Origin of the sequence: uncultured Arthrobacter sp. (assembly GCF_902805515.1) — a bacterium.
GTDB lineage: Bacteria > Actinomycetota > Actinomycetes > Actinomycetales > Micrococcaceae > Arthrobacter_D.
The window spans coordinates 26,796-50,079 of record NZ_CADCTE010000052.1 but is presented as its reverse complement, the minus strand read 5'-3'; the positions used below and the strand labels follow the sequence as shown (position 1 = coordinate 50,079).

The 23,284-nt window shown below is 68.8% G+C and carries 17 protein-coding genes; 7 read left to right on the top strand and 10 right to left on the bottom strand.

The annotated features are described in order from the left end of the window. Positions 1-1,512 (top strand): cell wall metabolism sensor histidine kinase WalK (locus tag QZX79_RS04230; protein ID WP_294565134.1); only part of this gene is annotated, 1,512 nt, incomplete at its 5' end. 30 nt (positions 1,513-1,542) lie between these two features. Here the strand turns inward: QZX79_RS04230 and sufU are convergent. From sufU to QZX79_RS04215, 3 genes are all read right to left on the bottom strand, one after another. Continuing rightward, positions 1,543-1,995 (bottom strand): Fe-S cluster assembly sulfur transfer protein SufU, encoded by a 453-nt coding sequence (gene sufU / locus QZX79_RS04225; RefSeq protein ID WP_294565132.1) that lies wholly within the window; start codon positions 1,993-1,995, stop codon positions 1,543-1,545. 1 nt (position 1,996) lies between these two features. Then, positions 1,997-3,313, bottom strand: a complete 1,317-nt coding sequence (locus tag QZX79_RS04220; protein ID WP_294565130.1) for a SufS family cysteine desulfurase — start codon at positions 3,311-3,313, stop codon at positions 1,997-1,999. Positions 3,314-3,421: 108 nt separating this feature from the next. Then, complete coding sequence (locus QZX79_RS04215) at positions 3,422-4,171, bottom strand: hypothetical protein (protein ID WP_294565128.1); 750 nt, start codon at positions 4,169-4,171, stop codon at positions 3,422-3,424. A 289-nt stretch (positions 4,172-4,460) separates the two neighbouring features. Here QZX79_RS04215 and QZX79_RS04210 point away from each other — a divergent pair, with 289 nt between their 5' ends. Next, positions 4,461-5,747: a hypothetical protein gene (locus QZX79_RS04210; RefSeq protein ID WP_294565126.1), complete on the top strand. Its 1,287-nt coding sequence runs from the start codon at positions 4,461-4,463 to the stop codon at positions 5,745-5,747. A gap of 164 nt (positions 5,748-5,911) precedes the next feature. Here QZX79_RS04210 and QZX79_RS04205 read toward each other — a convergent pair whose 3' ends face one another. Both QZX79_RS04205 and QZX79_RS04200 read right to left on the bottom strand, forming a co-directional pair. Further along, the gene (locus QZX79_RS04205) at positions 5,912-7,375 is read right to left on the bottom strand and encodes a hypothetical protein (RefSeq protein ID WP_294565124.1); all 1,464 of its coding nucleotides are present in this window, start codon (positions 7,373-7,375) and stop codon (positions 5,912-5,914) included. A 39-nt stretch (positions 7,376-7,414) separates the two neighbouring features. Further along, positions 7,415-8,371: a glycosyltransferase family A protein gene (locus QZX79_RS04200; protein ID WP_294565121.1), complete on the bottom strand. Its 957-nt coding sequence runs from the start codon at positions 8,369-8,371 to the stop codon at positions 7,415-7,417. A gap of 217 nt (positions 8,372-8,588) precedes the next feature. Here QZX79_RS04200 and QZX79_RS04195 point away from each other — a divergent pair, with 217 nt between their 5' ends. Continuing rightward, complete coding sequence (locus QZX79_RS04195; RefSeq protein ID WP_294565118.1) at positions 8,589-9,917, top strand: O-antigen ligase; 1,329 nt, start codon at positions 8,589-8,591, stop codon at positions 9,915-9,917. A gap of 174 nt (positions 9,918-10,091) precedes the next feature. Then, positions 10,092-13,232: a PKD domain-containing protein gene (locus QZX79_RS04190; protein ID WP_294565114.1), complete on the top strand. Its 3,141-nt coding sequence runs from the start codon at positions 10,092-10,094 to the stop codon at positions 13,230-13,232. 151 nt (positions 13,233-13,383) lie between these two features. Here QZX79_RS04190 and QZX79_RS04185 read toward each other — a convergent pair whose 3' ends face one another. Then, complete coding sequence (locus QZX79_RS04185; protein ID WP_294565110.1) at positions 13,384-14,178, bottom strand: hypothetical protein; 795 nt, start codon at positions 14,176-14,178, stop codon at positions 13,384-13,386. Between the two features lie 199 nt (positions 14,179-14,377). Between QZX79_RS04185 and QZX79_RS04180 the strand changes: the two genes are divergently transcribed. From QZX79_RS04180 to cysC, 3 genes are read left to right on the top strand one after another with little or no spacing between them, the layout of a single operon-like run. Further along, positions 14,378-15,928 (top strand): polysaccharide biosynthesis C-terminal domain-containing protein, encoded by a 1,551-nt coding sequence (locus QZX79_RS04180; RefSeq protein ID WP_294565107.1) that lies wholly within the window; start codon positions 14,378-14,380, stop codon positions 15,926-15,928. After that, entirely contained in the window at positions 15,929-16,819 is an 891-nt protein-coding gene (locus QZX79_RS04175) for a sulfotransferase domain-containing protein (protein WP_294565104.1), read from the top strand. A gap of 51 nt (positions 16,820-16,870) precedes the next feature. After that, positions 16,871-18,226: an adenylyl-sulfate kinase gene (gene cysC / locus QZX79_RS04170; RefSeq protein WP_294565102.1), complete on the top strand. Its 1,356-nt coding sequence runs from the start codon at positions 16,871-16,873 to the stop codon at positions 18,224-18,226. 35 nt (positions 18,227-18,261) lie between these two features. Here cysC and QZX79_RS04165 read toward each other — a convergent pair whose 3' ends face one another. The 4 genes from QZX79_RS04165 to QZX79_RS04150 all read right to left on the bottom strand — a co-directional run bounded on the left by QZX79_RS04165 (position 18,262) and on the right by QZX79_RS04150 (position 22,855). Beyond that, positions 18,262-19,512: a sulfate adenylyltransferase subunit 1 gene (locus tag QZX79_RS04165; RefSeq protein WP_294565100.1), complete on the bottom strand. Its 1,251-nt coding sequence runs from the start codon at positions 19,510-19,512 to the stop codon at positions 18,262-18,264. Next, a complete protein-coding gene (cysD, locus tag QZX79_RS04160) occupies positions 19,512-20,432 on the bottom strand; it encodes a sulfate adenylyltransferase subunit CysD (RefSeq protein WP_294565098.1) in 921 nt (306 codons plus the stop codon). The genes QZX79_RS04165 and cysD overlap by 1 nt, the downstream gene beginning before the upstream one ends. Positions 20,433-20,461: 29 nt before the next feature. Beyond that, the gene (locus QZX79_RS04155) at positions 20,462-21,295 is read right to left on the bottom strand and encodes a 3'(2'),5'-bisphosphate nucleotidase CysQ (RefSeq protein ID WP_294565094.1); all 834 of its coding nucleotides are present in this window, start codon (positions 21,293-21,295) and stop codon (positions 20,462-20,464) included. Positions 21,296-21,415: 120 nt separating this feature from the next. Further along, the gene (locus tag QZX79_RS04150; RefSeq protein WP_294565090.1) at positions 21,416-22,855 is read right to left on the bottom strand and encodes a sugar transferase; all 1,440 of its coding nucleotides are present in this window, start codon (positions 22,853-22,855) and stop codon (positions 21,416-21,418) included. Positions 22,856-23,284: the final 429 nt, after the last annotated feature.

Below are 23,284 nucleotides of genomic sequence, written 5' to 3'. Positions count from 1 at the left end.
TTCGCCGATCCCCTCTTCCCGGCGGGGATCCTCCTCGAAGCGGGACTGCTCCTGCTGTGCTTCGTCATCCCGTGGCAGCGCCTGCCCGCCTGGGCGGCGCTCGCGGTTCCGCTGCTGGATTTCGCGGCACTGGGGCTGCTGCGCGCCGGTGCCGGCGACTACCTCTCCGGGGTGGGGGTGCTCGCGGCCTTCCCGGCCGCCTGGATCGCGGCCTCCCGCATCCCGACGGCCGCGGCGGCGGCACTGACCGCCGGCGGATCCCTGTGCATCGTCTGGGGGCCCCTGCTGTTCAGCGAGGGCAGGCCCGGTCCGGCCGAATTCCTCGGGCCGTTCCTGCTGCCGGTGGTGCTGACGGGACTCGCGGCATTCATTTCGATCCTCACCACGGAGCGCCGTGCCCAGCAGGAGGCGGTCAGCCGGTCCCAGGCCGCGCTGCGCAGGGCGGCCGCCGAGGGGGTCGAACGCGAGCGGCTCCTGGCCACCATCCTCGACACCGTGGGGGTCGGCCTGGTGGTGGTGGACCGCGACGGACACGACGTCCTGATGAACGCACGCCAGCGCGTCTCGCACGGGCTGGCGGCCCCACCCGGCAATGACGACCCCAACGAAGGGCAGCTGCTGATCTTCGGCCCCGACCGGGAAACCCCGATCCCGGCCGAGGACCGCCCGGTGCGGCGCGCGGTGCTGGGCGAGAGCTTCGACGATGTCCAGATCTGGCTGGGCAGCGGCCGCGCGCAGCAGGCGGTCTCCGTGTCGGCGCGCGCCATGACCGACGACGACGGCGCGTTCGCCGGAACGGTCGTGTCCTTCACGGACATCACCTCGCTGCTGAGGGCGCTGCACGCCAAGGATGACTTCCTCTCGAACGTCTCCCACGAGTTCCGCACGCCGCTGACCTCGGTCCTCGGATTCCTCGACCTGATCCTTGACCGCAGGGACTCCCTGGAGCCCGACGTGGTGCGCTACCTTTCGGTGGCGCGGCGCAATGCGCTGCAGCTCGAGGCCCTGGTGGATGACCTCCTCGCCATCAACGCAGGCACCTTCCGGGTGAGGCCGGTGCCGTGCGACGTCGGCGAACTGGTCGGTGCGTGCATCGCCTCGGCGCAGCCGGCGGCCGACGCTGCGGGGGTCCGGCTGATCAACACCGCCCCTGCCGCCCTGCCCGCCGTCGCCGACCCCGTTCGGCTGGGGCAGGCGCTCGACAACCTTGTGTCGAACGCCGTGAAGTACAACCGCCGGGGCGGCACCATCACCGTGGGCGCCGAACTCACCGGGGGGCTGCTCCGGCTCGGGGTAGAGGACACCGGCATCGGCATCGAGGCCGAAGAGCTGAGCCAGGTGTTCGACCGGTTCTTCCGCTCCCCCGCCGTGCGCGTCTCGACCGTGCAGGGCGTGGGCCTCGGCCTGCTGATCACCAAGAGCATCGTCACCGAACACGGCGGCACGATCAGCGCGGTCAGCGAGCCCGGCCAGGGCAGCACCTTCACCATGACCCTTCCGCAGCCCGGCTGAGCGGCGGGCCCGTACCCGGGCGCCGGGCTGCTAGCCGTTGGCCGCCAGGAGCGATTCCTCGAGGGCGACCCAGGCGAGCATCGCGCACTTCACCCGGGCCGGATAGCGGGAGACGCCCGAGAAGGCCGCGGCATCGCCGAGTACCTCCTCATCGGCCGGGATCGTTCCGCGCGAGCGCATCACCTCGCGGAAGGCATCGATGAGCCCGACCGCCTCATCCCGCTCAAGCCCCTCCATCAGGTCGGTGAGCACCGATGCGGAGGCCATGGAGATGGCGCAGCCGGCGCCGTCCCAGCTGAGGGACGCCACCGTGCCGCCGTCGACGACGGTGCGAAGGGTGATCTCGTCCCCGCAGACGGGGTTGAGCTGGTGCGACTCCCCGACCGATCCCGGGCCGGTCTTCTCAAGCAGCCCCGAACCGTGACGCTCGCGGGCGTGGTCGAGGATGATCTGCTGGTAAAGCTGTTCGAGGTTCGTTGCCATGTCAGCGCGCTCCAAAGAAGGGACGGACGCCGGCGACGGCCTCCAGGAAGAAGTCGACCTCGTCCGTGGTGTTGTAGAGGTAGGTGCTGGCGCGGGTAGTGGCCGTCAGCCCCAGGCGCCGGTGCAGGGGCTGCGCGCAGTGGTGGCCCACCCGGACGGCGATGCCCTGCTCGTCGAGGAACTGTCCGACGTCGTGGGCGTGGACGCCGGCGACGTCGAATGCGGCCAGCCCGATCCGCGGCAGGCCGGCCCGCGGTCCGAGGACGCGGATCCCCTCGATGGCCGTCAGTCCCTCCACCAGGCGCGCCCCGAGCTCGCTTTCCCACGCCTCGATGCGGTGCATGCCCGTCTCGGAGAGGTAGTTCGCCGCGGCGCCGAGGGCGATGGCCTGGGAGATGCGCTGGGTTCCGGCCTCGAAGCGGTTCGGGGCCGGGAGGTACTCCGCCCGCTCCATCGTCACGGTGGTGATCATCGAGCCGCCGGTGAGGAAGGGCGGCATCGCGTTGAGCAGCTCCGAGCGGCCGTACAGTGCTCCAATGCCGGTGGGGCCGAGCATCTTGTGCCCGGAGAGCACCAGGAAGTCCACGTCCAGCGCCTTCACGTCGACGGGAAGATGGGGTACCGACTGGCACGCATCGAGCAGCGTCAGCGCACCGACCTCCCTCGCCAGCCGGACGAGCTCGGCCACGGGGTTGATGGTGCCGAGCACATTCGAGGCGTGGGTGAAGGCAAGGATCTTTGTCGCCGGCGTGATCACCCCGGCTGCGTCCTCAAGCCGGAGGGCGCCGTCGTCGTCCACGGGGATGAACCGGAGTTCAGCGCCGGTGCGCGCCGCCAGTTCCTGCCAGGGGATGAGGTTGGCGTGGTGTTCCATCTCCGTGACGACGATCGTGTCCCCCGGTCCCACCCGGAACCGTTCGGCCTCCGCTCCCCCGCGGCCCGCGGCGGCGTTGGACAGAGCGTACGCGACGAGGTTGATCGCCTCGGTGGCATTCGAGGTCCAGACCAGTTCGTCCGGGCGCGCGTTGATGAAACCGGCGACGGCGGCGCGTGCCGCCTCATAGGCGTCGGTCGCCTCGACGGCGAGGGTATGCGCCCCGCGGTGCACCGCGGCGTTGCGCTGTTCGTAGAACTCCTGTTCCGCCTCAAGGACGGAGACGGGGTTCTGCGAGGTCGCTCCCGAGTCGAGGTACACGAGCGGTGCTCCGTTGACCTCGGTGCCCAGGATCGGGAAATCATTGCGGATGCGCAGCACTTCGGCGTTGGCGAACGGCGCCTCGGCGGACAGCAGGGTGACGGGCGGGGAAACCACGGCCAAAGCGGAAGCTCCTTAGGAACGGCAGGCGCCGGCCCGGCATGGGCCAGTTAGATCACACGGATCTATCCTAATTCTCGCACGGTGCGGCCGTCCGCGCTGCCCAGTGCCTTACAGCCACCCATCGTCCCCGGCAGGGTTTGCCGGCCGGGTGAAGATGTGGACCGCCCAGACCATCATCAGCGTCATCGCGCCCAGCTCCCCTGCAATCTCCAGCTGGTTCATCGCGCTCAGCGCCAGGCCGGGCAGGAGGTCGCCCAGGATGAAGTGAAGCATGTCCATCCCGACGGCGAAGAGGGCGAGGAGGACGGCCAGGCCAATAAAGACATAGGAGTCCCGGCGGGGCCGTCCGCGGCTGATCAGGTGGGCGACGAGCAGCGGGGCGCCCAGCGCCGCGGCCACTCCAGCCCACACCAGGAGCTCTCCGAGGTCCTGCGAGCGCAGCCCGAACAGCGCGGGAAGCTCGAGCCGGGTGTCGATGGCGCGGCCCACCTCCTCATGGATGCGGAAGAAGTCATCAGCGCTCATGGCAAGCAGCACCAGGGCCCACGCCCCGTACACGGCCGCGTCCCGGAACCGTTCCGCCTTGCGCGCCGGTGCCGCGGCTATCCACAGCAGCAGGACGGAGGCGACAAGGAGCTGGAGATTTCCGAAAAGCTCAGCCAGGGTCCGGTCCTTGTTGCCGTCGAAGAGCTCACGGTGGAGGAACCCGAAGGCACCGCCGGCGTCGACATAGTTGCGGAGGACGCTCGCCGCGACCAGCAGCAGGTCCGCTGCGAGGACGGTGCTGCCGAGGACCAACGCGAGAGGAGTCAGGTGACGGACCGTGCGCCCCCGCGTCGGGCGTAGTCGTGAGAGCATGCACTTTCCCTTCCCCAGGCAAAGGGTTCCCGGCGGCCGGGAATCGGACTCCATTATGTAGTTGCCTTCCAAGCCTTTGTCCACAGCTGGAGCCCACCGATTTGTCCGGTCTCCGACCGGGGTGCGGCAGCCGGGAGACGGTGCTCACCGTTCACCGGCCCCACGGGGCGCAGTGAAGCTCCCGCATCTTGTCCGCGGATGTCCCCGCTCGGCTTCAACTTCCGGCACAATGGCACTACCGGAGCACCGGCTGCCGGCATCGGCAGGAAACCCAACGCAGAGGGGACTCATGGGGAAGGGCACCAGCGGCCGCATCATCACCGGGCGGGGGGACTCCCCGCTCGACTCCCTCGTGGAGCAGCTGTGGCGGGAGCCTGTCGCCACCGGATCCGTCCGGATTGTCCTCGACCCTGAACCGGACACCGCCTGGGAGGACGCCGAGGACTACTGGGTGGTTCCCTCCGCGGCGCGGCCTACGATCCTGATTCCCCGCGGACGCCCCGCCGTAACCGCCGCGGCGCTCCTTTCCTACCGTGGCCTGCGGCCCGTCCGCGTGCGGGCGGCCCGCACCCTCCTGGGCGTGCCGTCCCGGTTCGGGCTGCCGCCCGCACCGAACCGGCTCGTCGTCCAACGGCGCACCGCCGGCGAAGCCGCCCCGCTCCCCCTCGAGGAACTTCAGGCGTGCCTGAACCGGGAGCGCCTGTATGCCGCCATCGGCATCCGGCTCGGCGACAACCGCAAGCCGACCCTTCAGCTCTTCTCACCGGCCGGGGTACCCGCGGGGTACGCAAAGCTGGCCTGGGACGATGCAAGCCAGGCAGCCATCTCCACCGAGGCCGCCGCCCTTGCCGAGGTCGGCGGCGGCACCGGCCCAACGCGTGCTCCGCGCCTGCTTGGAACCGGCACCTGGCAGGGACGTCCCTACCTCATCACCGAGCCCCTCCCCGGCAAGGTACGGGGCGTCCGGGGCCGCATCCCGATGCCGACCCCACAGGAGATGTTTGCGCTCTGCCCGGTTGAACGCGTCGACACGCTCTCCTCGACCCTCCAGTTCTCGGCCCTCACCAAGCGGCTGGAGGTGCTCGGCACCACCGGCGACGGGGAGGTCGCCCGCGCCGCGGGCACGCTGGCCTCCCTGCTCTCCGAGCGGAACGCGCGCGTGCCCGTCACGGCACGCTGGCACGGCGACCTGGTGCCGTGGAATACGGCCCGCGAGCCGGACGGCCAGCTTTGGTGCTGGGACTGGGAGTCCTCTGATGCCGACGCCGCGGCGGGACTCGACGCGCTTCACTGGACGATCAGCGTACGCAGGGAGTCCGCCGGAATCCCTGCGGCCGACAGCCTTGACGCGGCCCTGGCCGAAGCCGCGCCCTTCCTGCGGGCGGCAGGTGCGCCGCCGTCGAGCTGGGCCGACATCGCCGCTGTCTATGCCCTCGTTGTGGCCGAAAGGGCCTGGGCCCTCGCACTCCGCAACGGCGGCTGGTCCGCTTCCCGGACCAGCCGCAGCCAGAGCCTGGACCTGCTGGCCAAGGCGGCGGGACTGCTGTCCGGGCCGAGGGCCCAGCCGCCGCGTTAGGCGTCCGCCCTCAGTTCACGGCGGGCGGGTTCACGGCGGGCGGGTTCACGGCGGACGCCACCGCAGTGCCCCGGCGGAACCAGCCGGCTGCCTGCCGCCGGCTGTTCCGCGCCCGCGGCCCGGCGGCCACCGGCACCGGCACCGGCACCGGCACCGGCATCGGGCTAGGAAGCCACAGGCTCCGGCGCGCGGCGCCGGGCCTTCTGCTCGGCGGAGCGCGGCGTGCGCGGCATCCTCCGCCCTCCCCGGACGAGGAGCGTCCCGAGCAGCTCCGCGCGGACTCCGGCGAGTTCCGTGGCGGTCACCTCCGCCTCCTCCCTCCGGGTCCGGCCGCCTTCGACCGTCAGCACGGCCGCGCCGGCAAGCCGGGCCGCCGCCATCCTGCTGGCGCTTGGAGCGTCCGCGGGAAGGGCCAGGACCACCACGGGCAATGAGTCCTTCCGGGCGAGGAAACGCCGCCGGACGGCATCGGTGACGTAGTCGTCGGCATCGCGGTCGGTCCCCCGTACGGCCTCAACCACCCTCAGCCCGGGGACCGACTCGGAGACGAGGACCTCGGCGCCGCCCTCGTTCGCGCCGAAACGGAGCTGGAGGGCTTCGGTCATCAGCTCCATCTCCTCCGGCGTGGTGCCCATGAGGACAAGCTCGACTTCGAAGCCCGCCTGCGCCAGGACCACCGAAAGATTCGGTGCAACCGGGTAGAAGGCGCGGCCGCTCGTCGCGTCGATGACCGCCAGAGCGGTCACGGGGCCCCGGCCGGCGAAAAGCCGCTCGCGGACCGCCCGGTAGGCGTCGAGTTCCGCCCCCCGCGCGGGCAGGGTCGGTTCCGGTGACACCAGCTCCGCGAGCACGGGTCCGGTTCCCGCCTGCTCGACGTCGTAGCCGTCGTTGACCCTGCGCCTGAGTGCGTGGGAGAGGAACGCCAGCAGGACGCCCGCCACCAGCCCGCCGGCGAGCCCCGATCCGAGCACGCGGGTGTAGTTGGTCGACACAGGGCTTTCGGCGGCGGGGGTGATCACGGTGCCGCCCGTTGTGTCGATGGCGTTGAGCTCGTTAATCTCGGACTCGATGTTCGAGATCCGGTTGGTAAGGGTGACCCGGTCCGCACCAGGGGCGGCCAGGGAGGTGGTCAGCCCCGCCAGCTGTTCCTCGAGCTGGTTGCGCATCGTGGTCCGCCGGGCATCGGCCTGATCCTGCCGGTACGCGAGGTAGGAGGCGGCCATCGCGTCGGCACCGTCGACGGCACGGGCCTCCGTCCGCGAGGAATAGGAGATCAGGGCCGTGGTCCCGTCGCTCCCGGTCTTGACGTCGACGTTGTTCCGGAGGTCCGCCGTGCTGTCGCCGCCCGGCACCTCCTTGGAGGCCTCGCTTGCCACGACGTAGGAGCTGGCAATCTCCCCCTCGGTCGCAGTGTCAAGCAGTCCCGACGCGGGCCGGGACGGATTGAATGGATCCGAGACGATGACGTTGACATTCACCAATGCGCTGGCGGTCACGCGTGCGCCCCCGGTCAGCAGATAGGCGAGGGCCAGCAGAAGCCCGATGAGCATGGCCGCTACGACGGTTTTCCAGTGCCTCCTGAGAACGGCGAGGTAATGTCCCATTCCCAGCGATGATTTCTCGTCCATTTTCGTCTCATTCTGTTGCTGTATCGGCCGGTTTACGTCCTAGATTCCATGTCCATGTCGTTGCAGGCGGTCGACAACCCGCCGGTCGGAGACGGCCCCCGCGGCAACCCCCAGCGCCAGGACCGCCCGGGGTTCGCGCCAGTTGGACCGCAGGGACCGCCCGGCCCACCGGAAGGCTTCCCTGCGGTTCCCGAGGGCAGCATGCCCGAAGGCAAGCTGCCCGAAGACGCGGCTCTTCCCCACGGAGCTGCGAAGAATGTCGGGGTGGTGCTCAAGCATCCACAGGTGGGCGCGGTTCTTGACCTCCCACTGCTCGTAGAAGTACGACGATCCGCCCCAGAACACCCGCACCAGCGGTGAATCGATGTGAAGGATCGGCTTCCGCCGGGCGGCCCGCAGCAGCAGGTCCCAGTCCTCGCACATGCTGTTCGGAATCTCCTCATCGACGAGACCGATGGTGGAGAGAAGCGCGTCGCGGCGGATGACGAAGGAGGAGGAGTGCACCATGGCCATCCGCGACCGCAGCAGATCCTCATAGGTCACCTCCGCTTTGCCTGCGAGGCGGACCGACGCCGTGCCGGAGTAGTCAACACTCATCGCCGTCGAACAGAATTCGGCCTCCGGGTTGTCCTGGAGGGCGGCGATCTGGCGGGTCAGTTTCTCGGGAAACCAGGTGTCATCGTCGTCGCAGAAGGCGACGAAGTCCGTCGTCAGGCCCAGGATTCCCGTGTTCCGGGCTCCCGCCAGCCCCGGCGTCCTCGAATTCGCCACGGGCAGGACCTGCCGCCGGTCCCCCTCCAGCGCCAGGGATTCGTCGGGGTCGCACTTGTCGTGGACCACCAGGACGGTGATGGCGCCCGGATAGTCCTGTTCGAGGATTGAGGCAAGGGCCCGGCGCATGAGCTGCGGCCGGCGGTGGGTGGCGAGCACGACGCCCACGTGCGGGGCGGGCAGCACCAGGGTCGGGGCATCGAGAAACTGAGGTTCCCGCCCCAACGGTCTCCTCGTGGCTCTATCTGTCACGTTCCGCCGTCCCTCTGCAGTGCGTTTGATGGGTCACTGTACCAGCGAAGGCGCCACCCGCAAGAGGTTCTTTTAATCGGCAAACCGTCGGCGGAATTCCGCCTCCCCAAATAGTTTCCGGCTCCCCCTACCAAAAAGAGCAAGGTCCTTTACCATCGAGGGAACGCCCACGATGGGAGGCACGGTGCTTATGAGCAACAGTGTGGAAGGCCGGAAGGCACAGCCGGGCTCTGCCCCCGGCACCGCGGCGGCCTCCCGTCCCGGGGCCGACGTCGGCCGGCTGCCGGCCTGGCCGATTGTCGCCGCCTTCGCGGGTTTCCCGCTGTGGTGGGCGCTGGGGTTCGGAGACATGGCCTGGCCGGTCTTCGGCGCGGTGATGGTGCTCATCCTGGCACGGGCGGGAAAGGTCCGGGCGCCCCGGGGCTTTGGCATCCTGCTGCTCTTCCTGCTCTGGGTGCTGTGTTCGCTGATTCAGATCGACGAACCGCTGCGCATCCTCGGCTTCTTCTACCGGTTCTTCCTCTACGCCGCGGCGACCGTCGTCTTCGTCTACGTCTACAACGCCCGGCAGACGCTCACGGACCGCCGCATCTTCGGGGTCCTGACGGTCTTCTGGCTGATCGTCGTCGCCGGCGGGTTCGCCGGTCTCGCGTTTCCCCTCTTCGAGCTCAAGACGCCGTTGGCGTACATCCTCCCGCAGGCCCTGCTCGACAATTCGTACGTCGACGAGATGACCACCCGGGACCTCACCCAGTACAATCCGGACCCGAACGCCACCGTCATCTCCGCGCCGCGGCCGAGTGCCCCGTTCCTCTACGCCAACGGATGGGGAAACGGCTACTCGCTCCTCACACCGGCGGTGGTTGCCTACCTCTCCATGGTGCGCGGCGAGCGGAGGTTCTGGTGGCTTGTGGCGGCGCTTCCCATCTCCTTCATCCCCGCCTTCCTCACCCTGAACCGGGGCATGTTCCTGGGCCTGGGAATCGCCCTGCTCTACCTGGGGTTCCGGGCGGCGCTGCTGGGCCGCACCCGGGTGATCGGCACGATCCTGGCACTCTCCGTGGTCGCCGGCGTGGCCGTGGTGCAGCTTCCCGTCATCGAGCGGCTCGAGCAGCGGACCGCCCGCGTCTCAAGCATCGATGACCGCGGGGAGCTCTATCAGGAGACCTTCCGGCGCACGCTCGATTCCCCGGTGTTCGGCTACGGTGCGCCCCGGCCGTCCGAGCGGTCGGGGCAGCCCTCCGCCGGCACGCAGGGGCACGTGTGGCTCGTCCTCTTCTCCCATGGGTTCGTCGGGCTCGGACTGTTCCTGGCCTGGCTGGTCCATGCCTTCCTCTCGACCCTCCGCCGCACCGACCTCGTCGGCCTGGTCTGCAACACCCTGCTGCTGGTGGGGCTGGTGGAGATCTTCTACTACGGCATCCTCGGTTCGGGACTGGTCATCCTCGTGGTGATCGCCGCAGTCGGACTGCGGGGACGCCCGCAGCTCCCCCTGCGGGAGACTGCGGCAGTCAGGTAGGCGGTTAAAAAGTAGGGTATCGGTCCGGCCTTTACAGGTACCGAAGTCGTCCCCGCTTGGGTTCTGCCCGCGCGCTCCCCACAGCTACTCTTTGTGCACTCTGCGGGATTCCAATGGGATTGCCGCCCCGGGAGACCGGGGAAATCCGTGCTTGCGCAAGTGCTAGGGGCGAACGTGAGAACACACGCGAACGTGGGAAAACAGCGGCCATTACTCAAGGTACTCGGCTCGGCGGTGGCGTCGCTCATGGTGCTGACCGGCCTGGCCGTGCTGTCGGCTCCGGCGTCGGGCGCTGTCGCCCGCACGGGAGCCGACGCAGCGACGGCTGCCGCCTCCTGCTGGGAGATCAAGCAGAACAACGCCGCTGTGCCTTCGGGCACCTACTGGCTGTTGACGCCGAAGATGGCGGCGCCCGCCCAGTTCTACTGCGACATGGTCACCGGCGGCGGCGGCTGGGTCCTCGTTGGCAAGGGCCGGGAGAAGTGGATGCCCGGCTACGAGGGCACCGGGAACCCGACCGCCCTCCAGACCGCCGGCGTCAGCCCCATGTCGGGAGCCACCACCCAGTATTCGTCGACAGTGGTCGATGCCCTGCTCAACGGCAGCCGGGTCGATAGTCTCGCCGACGGCATCCGGCTCAAGCGGGCGAAGAACACCACCGGCACGGCCTGGCATGAAACCCGCATCGCCCTCGCCAAACGGGACCGGTGGGTGTGGACCTTCAGTGCCCTGCACCCCATCGCGTGGTACTCCTTCGACGGCGTGCGGGCACCCAGCGGAGGAGTCACTGCCAGTTTTGGCGTCGACGACGCGTACCGGAAGGTCAAGTCGGACGCGCGGTTCGACTCCGGCCAGAACTACACCATGGGCTTCGCCTACGGCAGCGGGGTCAAAGGGACGACCAGCGCAGACACCTACCTGTGGTCGGCCACTGAGGGGCTGGGCGGAGCCCGGCCCTACACCGAGGTCTTCATCCGGCCCAGGATTTTCTCGACCACGGGCTTCACCGCGATCCCCGACGCAGGAACCGCAGCGAAGACAAACCTTCCCGTGGCCGAGTCCGTCGCCCTCGACAGCCCCTGGGGCGTCACCGGATTCACCACGCGCCGGCGCGAGGGCGACGTCGAGGTCCAGGCCTTCGCGCAGAGCGGCAACCGGATGTTCGTCGGCGGGAACTTCACTGCCGTCCAGCGCACCTCGACCGGCACCGACAAGGTCGCCCGCAGTTTCCTCGCGGCCTTCGACGTCACGACGGGCGAACTGCTCACCGACTTCGTGCCGAAGCTCAACGCCCCGGTGATGTCCCTCGCCGTGCTCCCCAACGGGAACCTGGTCGCCGGTGGCTACTTCACCACGGCCAATGGAGCCGCCGCGACGTCGATCGTGGCACTGAACCCGACCACCGGTGCGACGGTTCCCGGCTGGACGGTGAAGGTTGAAGACCGGACCACCTCGGGCATCATGCGCGTCGGCGACCTTGCCGTCAAGGGCAACTGGCTCTATCTCGGTGGAGCGTTCACCCACGTGGCGGGCGGAAGCAATCCCACCACGTTCAAGTACACGCGGAACGCCGCACGGGTCTCGGTCACCGACGGCACCCCGGCCACGAACTGGAACCCGGATTTCAACGGCACGGTGGTCTCCATCGACCCCAGCGACGACGGAGCCCGCCTCTACGCGGCCGGCTACTTCACGGCGAAGGGCTCGACGGCGGCCAGCAAGGCGGCCGCGGTGCAGACGGTCGACGGCGCACCACTTGCCACCCCGGCCTGGAACCCCACCTGGAGCAGCAACTCGAACTACCAGCAGACGATCGGCCAGGTCGGAAACCGGGTCTGGGTCGGGGGCTCCGAGCACAGCTTCTTCAGCTTCTCGACGAGCACCTTCGCGCGCCTTTCGGGGAACATCGGCCAAAAGAACGGCGACTTCCAGGCCATTGCCGAGAGCCCGCGTGGGATTGTTTACGGCGGGTCCCACGGACACCACTTCAACTATTCGAACGCGTTCTTCTGGCCGGACATGGGCACCGGCTGGACCCAGGCCGACGCCTACGAGTGGACAGGAGCGTGGAATGCGGCGACGGGGGACTACATCCCGAGCTTCACGCCCGCCATGAAGTTCCGCTCAGGATCGGGTATCTGGGCGCAGATCGTCGACAGCAATGGAACCCTCTGGGCCGGCGGCGACATGACCACTGCCCGCACCCGCAGCTCCGGCAGCTCCTGGGCCGGCGGATTCGCCCGGTTCCCGCAGCGGGATGCGGTGGCGCCCACCCGGCCCGGAACGCCAACAATCTCCGACAACACGGCATCGACCGTCCGGCTGACCTGGGCCGGGTCCTCCGACGCCGGCAGCAGGGTGACGTACCAGATCCTGCGCGATGACCGCGTTGTGGCCACCACCACCGGAACGACTGCCGTGGTTCCCAAGGACGGCAACAACCGTTTCTTCGTCCGCGCGGCGGATACCGCGGGGAACCTTTCGGCGAGCACACCGGTGGTGACGGCCTCGGCCGCGCTTACCGCAGCGAACTCGGCCCCGGCTGCGGCCTTCACCTCCAAGGCCACGGGGCTGGCCGCCACCTTCGACGGCAGCGGCTCCACCGATTCTGACGGCACCATCGCCTCCTATGCCTGGGACTTCGGCGACGGAAGCACGGGCACCGGAGCCACCGCCACGCGCACCTACGCGGCGGCCGGAACCTACACGGTGAAGCTGACGGTCACCGACGACAAGGGCGCCACCGGCGTCAAGTCCGCCCCGGTCACCGTCAGTGCGGCGGCGGTCCAGGAATCGGTGCTGATCGCGGCGAAGTCGCCCTGGAGCTGGCGCTATGAAGCCACAGCTCCGCCGACGTCCTGGAAGGCCAACGGATTCGACGCCGCCGCCTGGAAGTCGGGGCCCGCGGTGCTGGGCTTCGGGTCGGCGGGGCTGGGGACCGACGTCGACTTCACCCCCGAAACAACAACCGACAGGCCATTGACTGCATATTTCCTGCGGCAGTTCTCCGTTCCGTCAGCGGCCTCGGTGTCGAAACTTACCCTGCAGACTGTCGCCGACGACGGTGTGGTGGTCTACGTCAACGGGACCGAGGTCGGCCGGAAGAACATGCCCACCGGCCCCATCTCCCACAGCACCTACGCATCGAGCTCTGTCAGCACCTCGACGGCCAACACGACACCGTTCGTCATCGACGTCCCGGTGGCCCTGCTGGTCGACGGCGTGAACACAGTGGCGGTCGAAACCCACGTCAACTACCGGGCCACGCGGGACATGAGCATGGACCTGACGGCGAAGGCGACAACCACGAACTAGGCGCCCTAAGCCTGTGGTCCACGACCCTGCCCGGCAGCCGAGGTCCCGGCACGTGGCGGAGCCGGCCCGGCGGGGAACGGAATCCCGGATCCCGCCGGCACGGCGTCGGCCGCCCCGGCGGCCACCCCGACGGCCAAGGCAGGTGGGCCGATCAGCAGCTGGGGTCGTCCGGAAAGCTGATCTCCTCGACCAGCCAGGCGCCGCCGTCACCGCGCACCAGGGACAGGACGTTCAGCGACCGGTTGCGGGCCGAACTCTCCCTCAGGACCACCCCTTCGTCCGTCACAACCCGGACCTTCGAGGAATCGACGCAGGCATTCACCGTCATCCTCGCCGGGGTGGCCGCTCCGTCGTAGGCCACAATCTCGAGCCCGGCGATGGTCGGCACGCCCTCCTGGCGCCAGTTGTTGCTCTCGAACTCGGCCGCCTGGGCGAGGATCGCTCCCTGTGCGGGGCCGACGGCGAGCGCCTTGAGCTCATCGGCGGTCGGAATCTCGGCCGCTGCGAGGACCGACGCCGTCTTGCCGACGTAGGCCTGCGAGAGAGTCGACGCTTTCTCCTTTTCGGCCGCGGGCACCGGAACCCGGGCGGAGGCCGCCGGTGCGGGCACTGCGCCGGGGGCGCCGCCACCGGTCTCGGCTTCCGGGGCGGCCGGCGCCTTGGTGGCCTGTGTCGACCCGGCCGGCGCTTTGGTGGCCGGTGTCGACCCGGCCGGCGCTGTCTTCACCGGAGCTGCCTCTTCCGACGCCTTCTCCCCGGCGCCCCGGGTGGCCTCCGGGGCCGTTTCGGGTGCCTCACTTTCGGTTCCACCGGGTGCGGTGCGCGCAGCATCGAGGCCGCCGCCCGGCGGGGAAATGATCAGGAAGGCGCACACCGCAACACCGGCCACGGGGAGCACAACCCGAAGCGGACGGAAGCGACCCGAGGGTTTCTGCGATGACGCCATGGCCAGCCTCCTTGGCGAAGAGAAAAGACGATACAGTGCGAGGGATTCACCCAATATCTTGTCCTAGGGCATCCATCTATGCTCAAGTATCGTACAAAACGGCGCCGCCTGGGGTGGATTCACCTAACGATGTGGTAGTGCATTGTCCGGTCGGTCTAAAGGGGGACGGGGTGGCGAAGTTGCCGGGACTGGGGGCGGCATGAAGGCGGAGCATGCGTCGGAGGCCCGGCGTGCGGCCCGCGGCGGATTGATCAGCGGATTGGGAGCCGGCACCAGCGCTGTCATGGGCCTGCTGCTCATCCTCGTGCTCGGCCGCTCCTTCGGTGAGTATGGGGCCGGCATCGTCCTTCAATCCATCGCAGTGTTCTCCATCGCCCTGGGCATCGCTCGAACGGGCATGGACACAACGAGCGTGTGGATCCTCCCCCGGCTTGCCTCCACCGGGCCGGAGAGGATCCGAGGGGCGGTTCTGGCACTGCTCCTGCCGGCCATCGCCGTCAGCATCGCCTTGACGCTGATGCTTTACTTTCTCCTTCCGCCGCTGACCGAGGACCTCGTGCAACTGCCGCCGGAGGTCGTTGGAGCGGTCCGGACGATAGCCCTGTTCCTGCCGTTCGCGGCGGTGATGATGGTCGCCCTTGCCGCCACCCGGGGGCTGGGGAGCATCCTCCCCTACACGGTGATCGGGGCCGTGGCCGTTCCGGCGGCGCGGCCGCTGGCCGTCCTGGCGGTCGTCCTGCTGGGCGGTTCCGCCGCAATGGGAGCCCTGGCCTGGGCCCTGCCGCTGCCGGTGGCCATGGCCATTGCGCTGCTGGTGCTCGCCGGGCGGGTCCGCGAGCACGAGCGCCGTGCGGGGTTGAGCGGCCGCTGGCGCCCCTCACCAAAGGTCTCGACGGGGGTACGGCGGTTCGCCCTGCCCCGCTGGTATTCCTCCGGTGTCGAACAGGCGATCGTATGGTTCGACGTGATCCTCGTCGGCGCCATCGCCGGTGCCGGAGCCGCGGGCATCTACGGAACAGTCAGCAGGTTCGTCACGGCCGGGCTGATCGTCTCAACGGCAATGCGGATGGTGATCTCGCCCCGGTTCAGCGCCCTCCTCGAGGAGCGCAAGGTCGACGCCGTCCAGACCCTCTACTCAACGACCCTGACCTGGATCGTGCTTTTCGGAACGCCCATCTACGGGCTGTTCATGTTCTTCGCGCCCACGGTGCTGAGCTGGTTCGGGCCGGGGTTCTCCGAAGGTGCCACGGCCCTGGTCATCCTCTGCGTCGGGGCGATCTGTTTCCTCTTCGGCGGGAACATCGACTCGGTGCTCACCATGAGCGGCCGAAGCGGCTGGATGGCCTTCAACAAGTCCGTGGTGCTTGCCGTCAACATCGCGGCGAACCTCGTCCTCGTGCCCCGGTGGGGCATTCTCGGCGCCGCCTCCGCCTGGGCGTTCAGCATGTTCCTCGATGCGTTGCTCGCCTCGGTCGAAACCCGCATCTTCGTCGGCATCCGGTTCGACGCCGGCCGGGTGGCCTACGCGCTGATGGTGGCGGCGGTGAGCGTCGTGCCCGGAAGCCTGCTCGTGCTCTCGCTGCTGGGCAGCTCAACGACCTCCCTGGCGGTGGCAGGACTCATTACGGTGACAATTCTGGCTCTGTGGTGCTGGTTTGATCGGTACAGGCTCAGACTGGATGGACTGCGCCGAGCCGCCCGGAAACCGGCGGCGGCCGGGTCGCGGACGGTTGAGTCGAAAGGAATTTGAGTGGTCACGCTGACGGACATCAAGGACGCATCCCCCCGATGGCTCAAGGACGTGGGCGATACCCTCACGCGGTCCTATGGCCGGCGGACCGCTACGGCACGGCCGGTTCCCGATTTTTTGATCATCGGCACCAAACGCGGCGGAACCACCTCCCTCTTCAATTACCTCCTGATGCATCCCGGCGTCCTCGGGCTTTTTCCCCAGGTCCGGGGAAGGAAGAGCACCGACTACTTCTTCAAGGAGTACCACCGGGGTGAAGGCTGGTACCGCTCGCATTTCCACACGGACTCCTACCGCAGGCTTGTGGCCCGGTCGGCGGGTCACCGGCCGGTGAGCGGTGAAGCCTCGCCCTACTACCAATGGGATCCCCGGATCGCCGAACGGGTCCGTGCGACGGCCCCCGACGTCCGTGCCATCGCGTTGCTCCGCGACCCCGTCGACCGCGCCTGGTCCCACCATCAGGAACGGGCCGCCAACGGCGTGGAACCGCTCGGTTTCGAAGCGGCACTGGCCGCCGAGGAGGACCGGCTCGCCGGTGAGCTCGACGCCATGCTGGCGGACCCCGCCTACTACAGCACGGCCTACGACTTCTACTCCTACCGCAGCCGCGGCCTCTACCTTCCCCAGATCCAAAACTGGCACGCGTCCTTTCCCGAGGGCCAGCTGCTGGTCCTGCGCAGCGAGGACATGTACTCCGACGTCCAGGGAACCTTCGACACCGTGTGCGATTTCCTCGGCCTTCCGCACTTCGCCCTTCCCTCGACCAAGCCGTTCAATGCGATCACCCGCTCGAGCATTCCACCCAACGCCCGGAAGGAGCTCGAGGATTTTTACTCTGGCCCCAATCAGCACCTCGCCGACTATCTCGGCCGGCCCCTCCTCTGGACCTGAGGGGTCTTCGGTGCCCTCGGGACGCCCCGCTCCCGGCCGGAGACGGCGTCCATGACCTCCTGGCAGGACGTGCTCCACCACCCCGTGCTCCAGTTGCGCGGGCACAGCCTCGACCTGCTCGAGCTCCTTCTCGGCGGGCTGTACGCCCCTGCCGGCGGGTACTGTCTTCCCGGGCTGAAACCGGTTTCCTGGCCGGCGGAACCGACGCTGCGGGTTCCCGCCACGACGGCGCGGGCAGCGCTCGCCCGCGGCGGACTGCTGCTGGCCGATCCCGACGGCACTCCCCTGGCCCGCCTGACCGTCGACGGGACGGCCGCTGGCGCCGGGGAGGAGGACGTCTATGTCTCCGGGACGCTCGCGCCGCTCCAGCCGGCCGAGCATGGCCCCTTCCGCAGGCTGCGGCTGACAGTGCCCCTTGCCGCGCCGGAGATCCGCGGCGGGGACCGGGCACCGCTCGTGGTGGCCGCCTTCGCGGGGGTCCCATCGCTGGAGCAGCTGACCCGTACCCTCGTCGGCGCCCGCGGGGGGAACCTGGTCCTCCTCGCCGTCGCTGACAGCGACACCGCCCGGCAGGAGGGAACGGCCCGGCTGATTGAATCGCTGGAGGCGGTTGCGGCGCACGTGCCCGGCGGCCGCGTCCGGCTCCTCATTGTTCCCACCGGCACCGTCCCCGCTGAGAGTGCTCCCGCCGGCATTGTTCCCGCCGGTGCAACTGGTCATGACGGCAGTGCTCCCGCCGGCGACGCCGCGCGGCTCCTGGCCCGCCTCGGCGCGGACATCCTCCTCGACTTCACCTCCGGGCCGCCGGGAGGGCCCCACGCGGCGGCGGCGGGGCCCGGACGCAGTGACGGACGCGGGAGCCCCGCCGGCGCCACCCGCCGAAGGGGCCTTGTGGTCCTCTTCACCGGCCTTTCAGGCTCCGGCAAGTCGACCCTGGCGCGGGAGGTCGCCGAACGCCTGCAGCGGGCGGACGGACGGCACACAGAGCTCCTCGATGGCGACGACGTGCGGACCCTGCTTTCCTCGGGGCTTGGTTTCTCGCGTGCGGACCGGGAGCTGAATGTCCGGCGCATCGGGTGGGTGGCCGCCCGCGTTGCCGAGGCGGGCGGCATCGCGCTGTGCGCCCCCATCGCACCCTTCGAGTCCTCGCGCCGGGAAGTCCGGGCGATGGCCTCGGCCTCAAGCGACTTCCTGCTCGTCCACGTGTCGACGCCGCTTGCGGTGTGCGAGGAGCGTGACCGGAAGGGCCTCTACGCCAAGGCCCGCGCCGGACTGATCCCCGAGTTCACGGGCATCTCGTCCCCCTACGAGGAGCCCGGCGACGCCGACGTCGTCGTCGATCTGGCACAGGTGGGTGTCGCCGAGGGTGCCGCCCGGCTCCTCGACGCGGTACGGCGCCTCGGTTGAAGCAAGGAACGCGGCTGGGCTGACGCGGGCGGAGCCTAGTCTGCTCCGACGATCATGCCGGCACCGACCGTTGCGTTCGTTGCCTCGTCGATGAGGACAAAGCCGCCGGTCGCGCGGTTCCTGCGGTATTCGTCGGCCATCAGCGGAGAGGTCGTCCGGAGGCGGACCCTGCCGATTTCATTGAGCCGCAGATCGACTGCCTCCTGGTTCCGGTGGAGTGTATTGATGTTGAGCTCATACTGCAGCTCCTTGACCAGGGTGCGGGCGGTGCGGGTGGTGTGCTTGATCGCGAGTTTCCGGCCGGGAACCAGGGGGCTGTCGCCCATCCAGCACACCATCGCATCGATGTCCTGGGACACCGAGGGACGGTTGTTGGGCCTGCAGATCATGTCCCCGCGGGAGACATCGAGGTCATCCTCGAGCCGGAGGACGACGGACATCGGGGCGAAGGCCTCCTCGACGGGGCCGTCCGCCGTCTCGATCCCGGCGATGCGCGTCCCCAGCCCGCTGGGCAGGACAACCACCTCATCCCCCGTCTTGAGCACCCCTCCGGCGACCTGCCCCGCGTACCCGCGGTAGTCCTGATTGCGGTTCTGGTGGGGACGGATGACGTACTGCACCGGGAACCGGACGTCCACGAGGTTCCGGTCGCTGGCGATATGGACGTTCTCGAGATGGTGGAGCAGGGGCGCACCCTGGTACCAGGGCATGTTCGCGGACCGCTCGACGACATTGTCGCCCTTCAGCGCCGACATCGGGATGACCGTCAGGTCGCTGATCTGCAGCTTTGACGCGAACTCGACGAACTCGGCACGGATTGATTCGTACACCTCCTCGGACCAGTCCACCAGGTCCATCTTGTTCACCGCGAGCACGAGGTGGGGAACCTGGAGCAGGGAGACGAGGAAGGCGTGCCGCCGGCTCTGCTCGATCAGTCCCTTGCGGGCGTCGGCGAGCACGATGCCGACGTCGGCCGTCGATGCCCCTGTGACCATATTGCGGGTGTACTGGATGTGTCCGGGGGTATCAGCGACGATGAACTTGCGCTTCGGCGTGGCGAAATACCGGTACGCGACGTCGATGGTGATGCCCTGCTCCCGCTCGGCCCTCAGCCCGTCGGTGAGCAGGGCGAGGTCGGTGTAGTCGTCCCCCCGGTCCCGGCTGGTCCGTTCGATCGCTTCAAGCTGGTCGGTGAAGATGGACTTGGAGTCGTAGAGCATGCGCCCGATCAGCGTGCTCTTTCCGTCGTCGACCGACCCTGCCGTGGCAAGGCGCAGGAGATCCATCAGAAGTACCCCTCTTTCTTTCGGTCTTCCATGGCCGCTTCGCTGACCTGGTCATCCCCGCGGGTCGCTCCCCGTTCGGTGAGGCGCGTGCCGGCGACCTCCTCGCGGACCTGCGCCGGCGTCGCAGCAGCCGAGGGGACGGCGGCAGTGAGGGTGGCATCGCCCATGGTGCGGTACCGGATCTCTGCCTCGAACACCTCTTCCGAGGGGCGCGGCTGGCAGAAGCGGTGGACGGCGAAGAGCATGCTGTTGCGCCTGAACACCGGCCGCCGGTGCGAGTAGTAGAGGGAGGGCACCTCGATGTTTTCCTGCTCGATGTAGCTCCAGATATCGAGTTCCGTCCAGTTGGAGATGGGGAACACCCGGATGCTCTCCCCGACGTGCACACGGGTGTTGTAGAGGCCCCACACCTCCGGACGCTGGCTCTTGGGGTCCCACTGCCCGAACTCGTCCCGGAAGGAAAAGACGCGTTCCTTGGCCCGCGCCTTCTCCTCATCGCGCCGTGCCCCGCCGAGCAGTGCCGTGAAGCCGTGCTTCTCGGCGGTCTCAAGGAGCACCGCCGTCTGGATCCGGTTCCGCGACCCGTTCGGCTCCTCCCGGACCACTCCCCGGTCGATGGCTTCCTGCACGGATCCGACGACGAGCGTCAGTCCGAGGCGCTTCACCTCCCGGTCCCGGTGCTCGAGCACCTCGTCGAAGTTATGACCGGTATCGATGTGCAGCACGGGGAAAGGGATCCGGGCCGGCGCGAACGCCCTGCGGGCGAGCTCGAGCATCACGATCGAGTCCTTGCCTCCGGAGAACATCAGGGCGGGCCGCTCAAGTTCGGCGGCCACCTCGCGGATGATGAAGATCGCCTCCGCCTCGAGCGTCTTCAGGTGGCTCAGGCTGTACCGCGGGGAGTGTGCTGTGCGGGCCATCGGATTCTTCTCCTCTCCTGCCACCGGCTTCATGGCAGTCCTCCTGTTTCGACCCTCAGTTGCCTCAGGGCGGTGAGCAGCGTCCCGGCGAGCTCCGGCCGGCACAGCAGCAGGTCGGGCAGGTAGGGGTCGGCCCGGTTGTAGGTCACGGGCGACCCGTCGATCCGGCTCGCGTGCAGGCCGAGACGGGTGGCGACGGCGACGGGCGCCGCGGAGTCCCACTCGTACTGGCCCCCCGCGTGGACGTACGCGTCCGCCTCTCCCCTGACCACGGCGGCGGCCTTGTAGCCTGCGGAGCCCAGGGGAACCAACTCGCCCCCGACCTCGCGGGCGAGCGCCCCGGCGAAGGACGGCGCGCGGGTCCGGGACACTGCGATCCTCACCGGATGCCCAAAGCGCGGAGGAACGGGCCGGGCTGCGGTGGCCAGCACCACGTCTTCGGCCGGCAGGGCGACAGCACCGGCGGTGAGCCTGCCCCCATCGGGTCCGGCCTCCCACAGGGCAACGTGCACGGCCCAGTCTGGCCGCCCCTCGGAGTATTCGCGGGTGCCGTCCAGCGGATCGAGGATCCAGACGCGGCGGGCTGCGCGCCGGGAGGGGTTGTCCACCGACTCTTCGGACAGCACCGCATCCCCAGGGCGGGAGCGCCCGAGCGCGGCCAGCAGGTATTCGTGGGAGCGCCGGTCCCCGAGGGTTCCGAGCCGTTTGCGCTCCGTACCCTTCCTGCGCTCCGATGCGCGGAGCTCGACGAGCAGGCGCCCGGCCCCCGCTGCGAGATCTGCCGCGAGTGCCGAGTCGCTCTGTGCCGCATCGATCTGTGCCGCATCGATCTGTGCCGGCATCGGTTCACTTACCTGGTCCATCGTCATCCCTCCGCCCCTCTCCTGCTGAAAACGCCTTTTAATATGTGCAACGCCTCCTGTTTTCCCTGTGTTTCTCCCGTGTGTTTTTCCCGTCTGTCCTTCCCTGGGCTGGGCCGGGAATCAATAGGCTCCTACGGGTTGGAAGACCACCTTGAAGGTGCGCCACATCACGAGCAGGTCGCCGGTGACGGACCAGTTCTCGACGTAGTAGAGGTCAAGGCGGATGCTTTCGTCCCAGTCGAGGTCGGACCGGCCGCTGATCTGCCACAGCCCGGTCAGGCCCGGCTTGATGAAGAGGCGGCGGTGGGCGTGCCCGTGGTAGCTCGACACCTCGCTGGGAAGCGGAGGCCGCGGGCCGACCAGCGACATGTCTCCCTTGAGCACGTTGTAGAACTGCGGCAGCTCATCGAGTGAGTACTTCCGGATCCACCGCCCCACGTCCGTGACCCGCGGGTCGTCCTTCATCTTGAACAGGACGCCGTTGCCCTCGTTGTGCTGCCTCAGGTTCTCAAGATCGGATTCGGCGGAGGTCACCATCGAGCGGAACTTGTACATGCGGAACAGCTCCGAGCCCCGGCCTGCGCGGTCCTGTGCGAAGAACACCGGGCCGGGTGAATCAAGCCGGATGAGGACCGCCAGGAGCAGGAACAGCGGGGCCAGGGCGAGAAGCGCGGCGGCCGAGAGGAAGATATCCATCGCCCGCTTGATGACGTGGCGGCCGCCGGTGAACTGGGGCAGCTCCACGTGCATGAGGGGAAGTCCCTCAACCGGACGCATCCGGATCCGCGGGCCGGCGACGTTGGTCAGGGAGGAGGCGAGCACCAGTTCGGTCGAAGTGCGTTCAAGGCGCCACCCGAGTTCCCGGATGTACCTCGTGCCCTTGCGCAGGTGTCCGGCGACGATGACCGCGTCGGCCCCGGTGTGGAGCACGAAGTCCTCGACATTGCCGAGCCCGCACACGGCCGGCACGAGCTTGTCGCCGACCCGGATCGAGGAATGGTTCCCCTTGCACTCGAGGACCGCCCCCACGACGTCGTACACGGGGCCCGACTTGCGTGCCAGCTGGCTGGCGACGTAGTCCACGTCGTGGCGCCGGCCGACGACGACGACCTTGGAGAGGAAGTGGCCATAGCGCCGCTGCTCGTTGAGCCACAGCCGCCACAGCCACCGGCTCACCACCAGCAGTGCCACCCCTGCCGCGAAGGTGAGCACCAGGAACCGCCGGAAGTGTTCGATATCGAGGACGACGACGGAGACGGCGAGCGCCCCGAAGGTGGCCGTGCCGGCGTGCAGGACCTTCTTGTACTCGGCGGCGCCGACGCCGATCAGGCGTGGATCCCTCGTCCGGAAGAGGTACATGGCGCTCAGCCAGCCGCCGGCACAGCCGAGGAGCAGTCCGAAGGTGATCTTCAGGCCTTCATCCTCAAGCGCCGTCCCGGTGAAGAGGCGACCACAGACGAGGACGACCAGGAGGATCAGGAGCGTATCGGTGACCCGGAGCGACTGCTGGTACCGCCGCCGCCAGGCGATTCCCGAAAGGACCCGGCGCGTGCTGCCCACCGCAGTCCGTGCGGGAAGCGTGCTGATCCTCCCCGGCGACAGGGCGGGGTTCGCCCCCGTCACGCCGCCGCCCCCCGGAGGCGGGCCGCCCAGGGGGCGGCAGAGTGGGGAGCCGACGGCGACTGGGGACGAACCTCGGTCTCGGGAGGTTCTGACGCCGCCGGCTCCGCTGAAGGGTGCCCCACCGACGCCGGGGCGGACCCGGATCCGGTGGTGCAGGTGACCGACGGGGGCGCCGCAGCGCCGCCTCGAAGCGTCGGCCCGAAAGGATGAACTCCTGGTAAAACAGCCTTCGATGTGCGGTGAAAGCCGCAGCAACCACGTCCGCCCATCATGAGACCCTGTTCCTCTAACGTTCACCCCAAGCTTGCTGTTCTTCTTGGATCGAGCCTATGAACAGGCCGCTGCCGCTGCACGAGTAGGGGTTAC

Bases quoted from the DNA above. Each gene is read 5' to 3' on its own strand.
- sufU (WP_294565132.1), bottom strand. From the start codon at position 1,995: ATGGCAACGAACCTCGAACAGCTTTACCAGCAGATCATCCTCGACCAC.
- QZX79_RS04215 (WP_294565128.1), bottom strand. From the start codon at position 4,171: ATGCTCTCACGACTACGCCCGACGCGGGGGCGCACGGTCCGTCACCTG.
- QZX79_RS04210 (WP_294565126.1), top strand. From the start codon at position 4,461: ATGGGGAAGGGCACCAGCGGCCGCATCATCACCGGGCGGGGGGACTCC.
- QZX79_RS04205 (WP_294565124.1), bottom strand. From the start codon at position 7,375: ATGGACGAGAAATCATCGCTGGGAATGGGACATTACCTCGCCGTTCTC.
- QZX79_RS04195 (WP_294565118.1), top strand. From the start codon at position 8,589: ATGAGCAACAGTGTGGAAGGCCGGAAGGCACAGCCGGGCTCTGCCCCC.
- QZX79_RS04185 (WP_294565110.1), bottom strand. From the start codon at position 14,178: ATGGCGTCATCGCAGAAACCCTCGGGTCGCTTCCGTCCGCTTCGGGTT.
- QZX79_RS04180 (WP_294565107.1), top strand. From the start codon at position 14,378: ATGAAGGCGGAGCATGCGTCGGAGGCCCGGCGTGCGGCCCGCGGCGGA.
- cysC (WP_294565102.1), top strand. From the start codon at position 16,871: ATGACCTCCTGGCAGGACGTGCTCCACCACCCCGTGCTCCAGTTGCGC.
- QZX79_RS04165 (WP_294565100.1), bottom strand. From the start codon at position 19,512: ATGGATCTCCTGCGCCTTGCCACGGCAGGGTCGGTCGACGACGGAAAG.
- cysD (WP_294565098.1), bottom strand. From the start codon at position 20,432: ATGGCCCGCACAGCACACTCCCCGCGGTACAGCCTGAGCCACCTGAAG.
- QZX79_RS04155 (WP_294565094.1), bottom strand. From the start codon at position 21,295: ATGGACCAGGTAAGTGAACCGATGCCGGCACAGATCGATGCGGCACAG.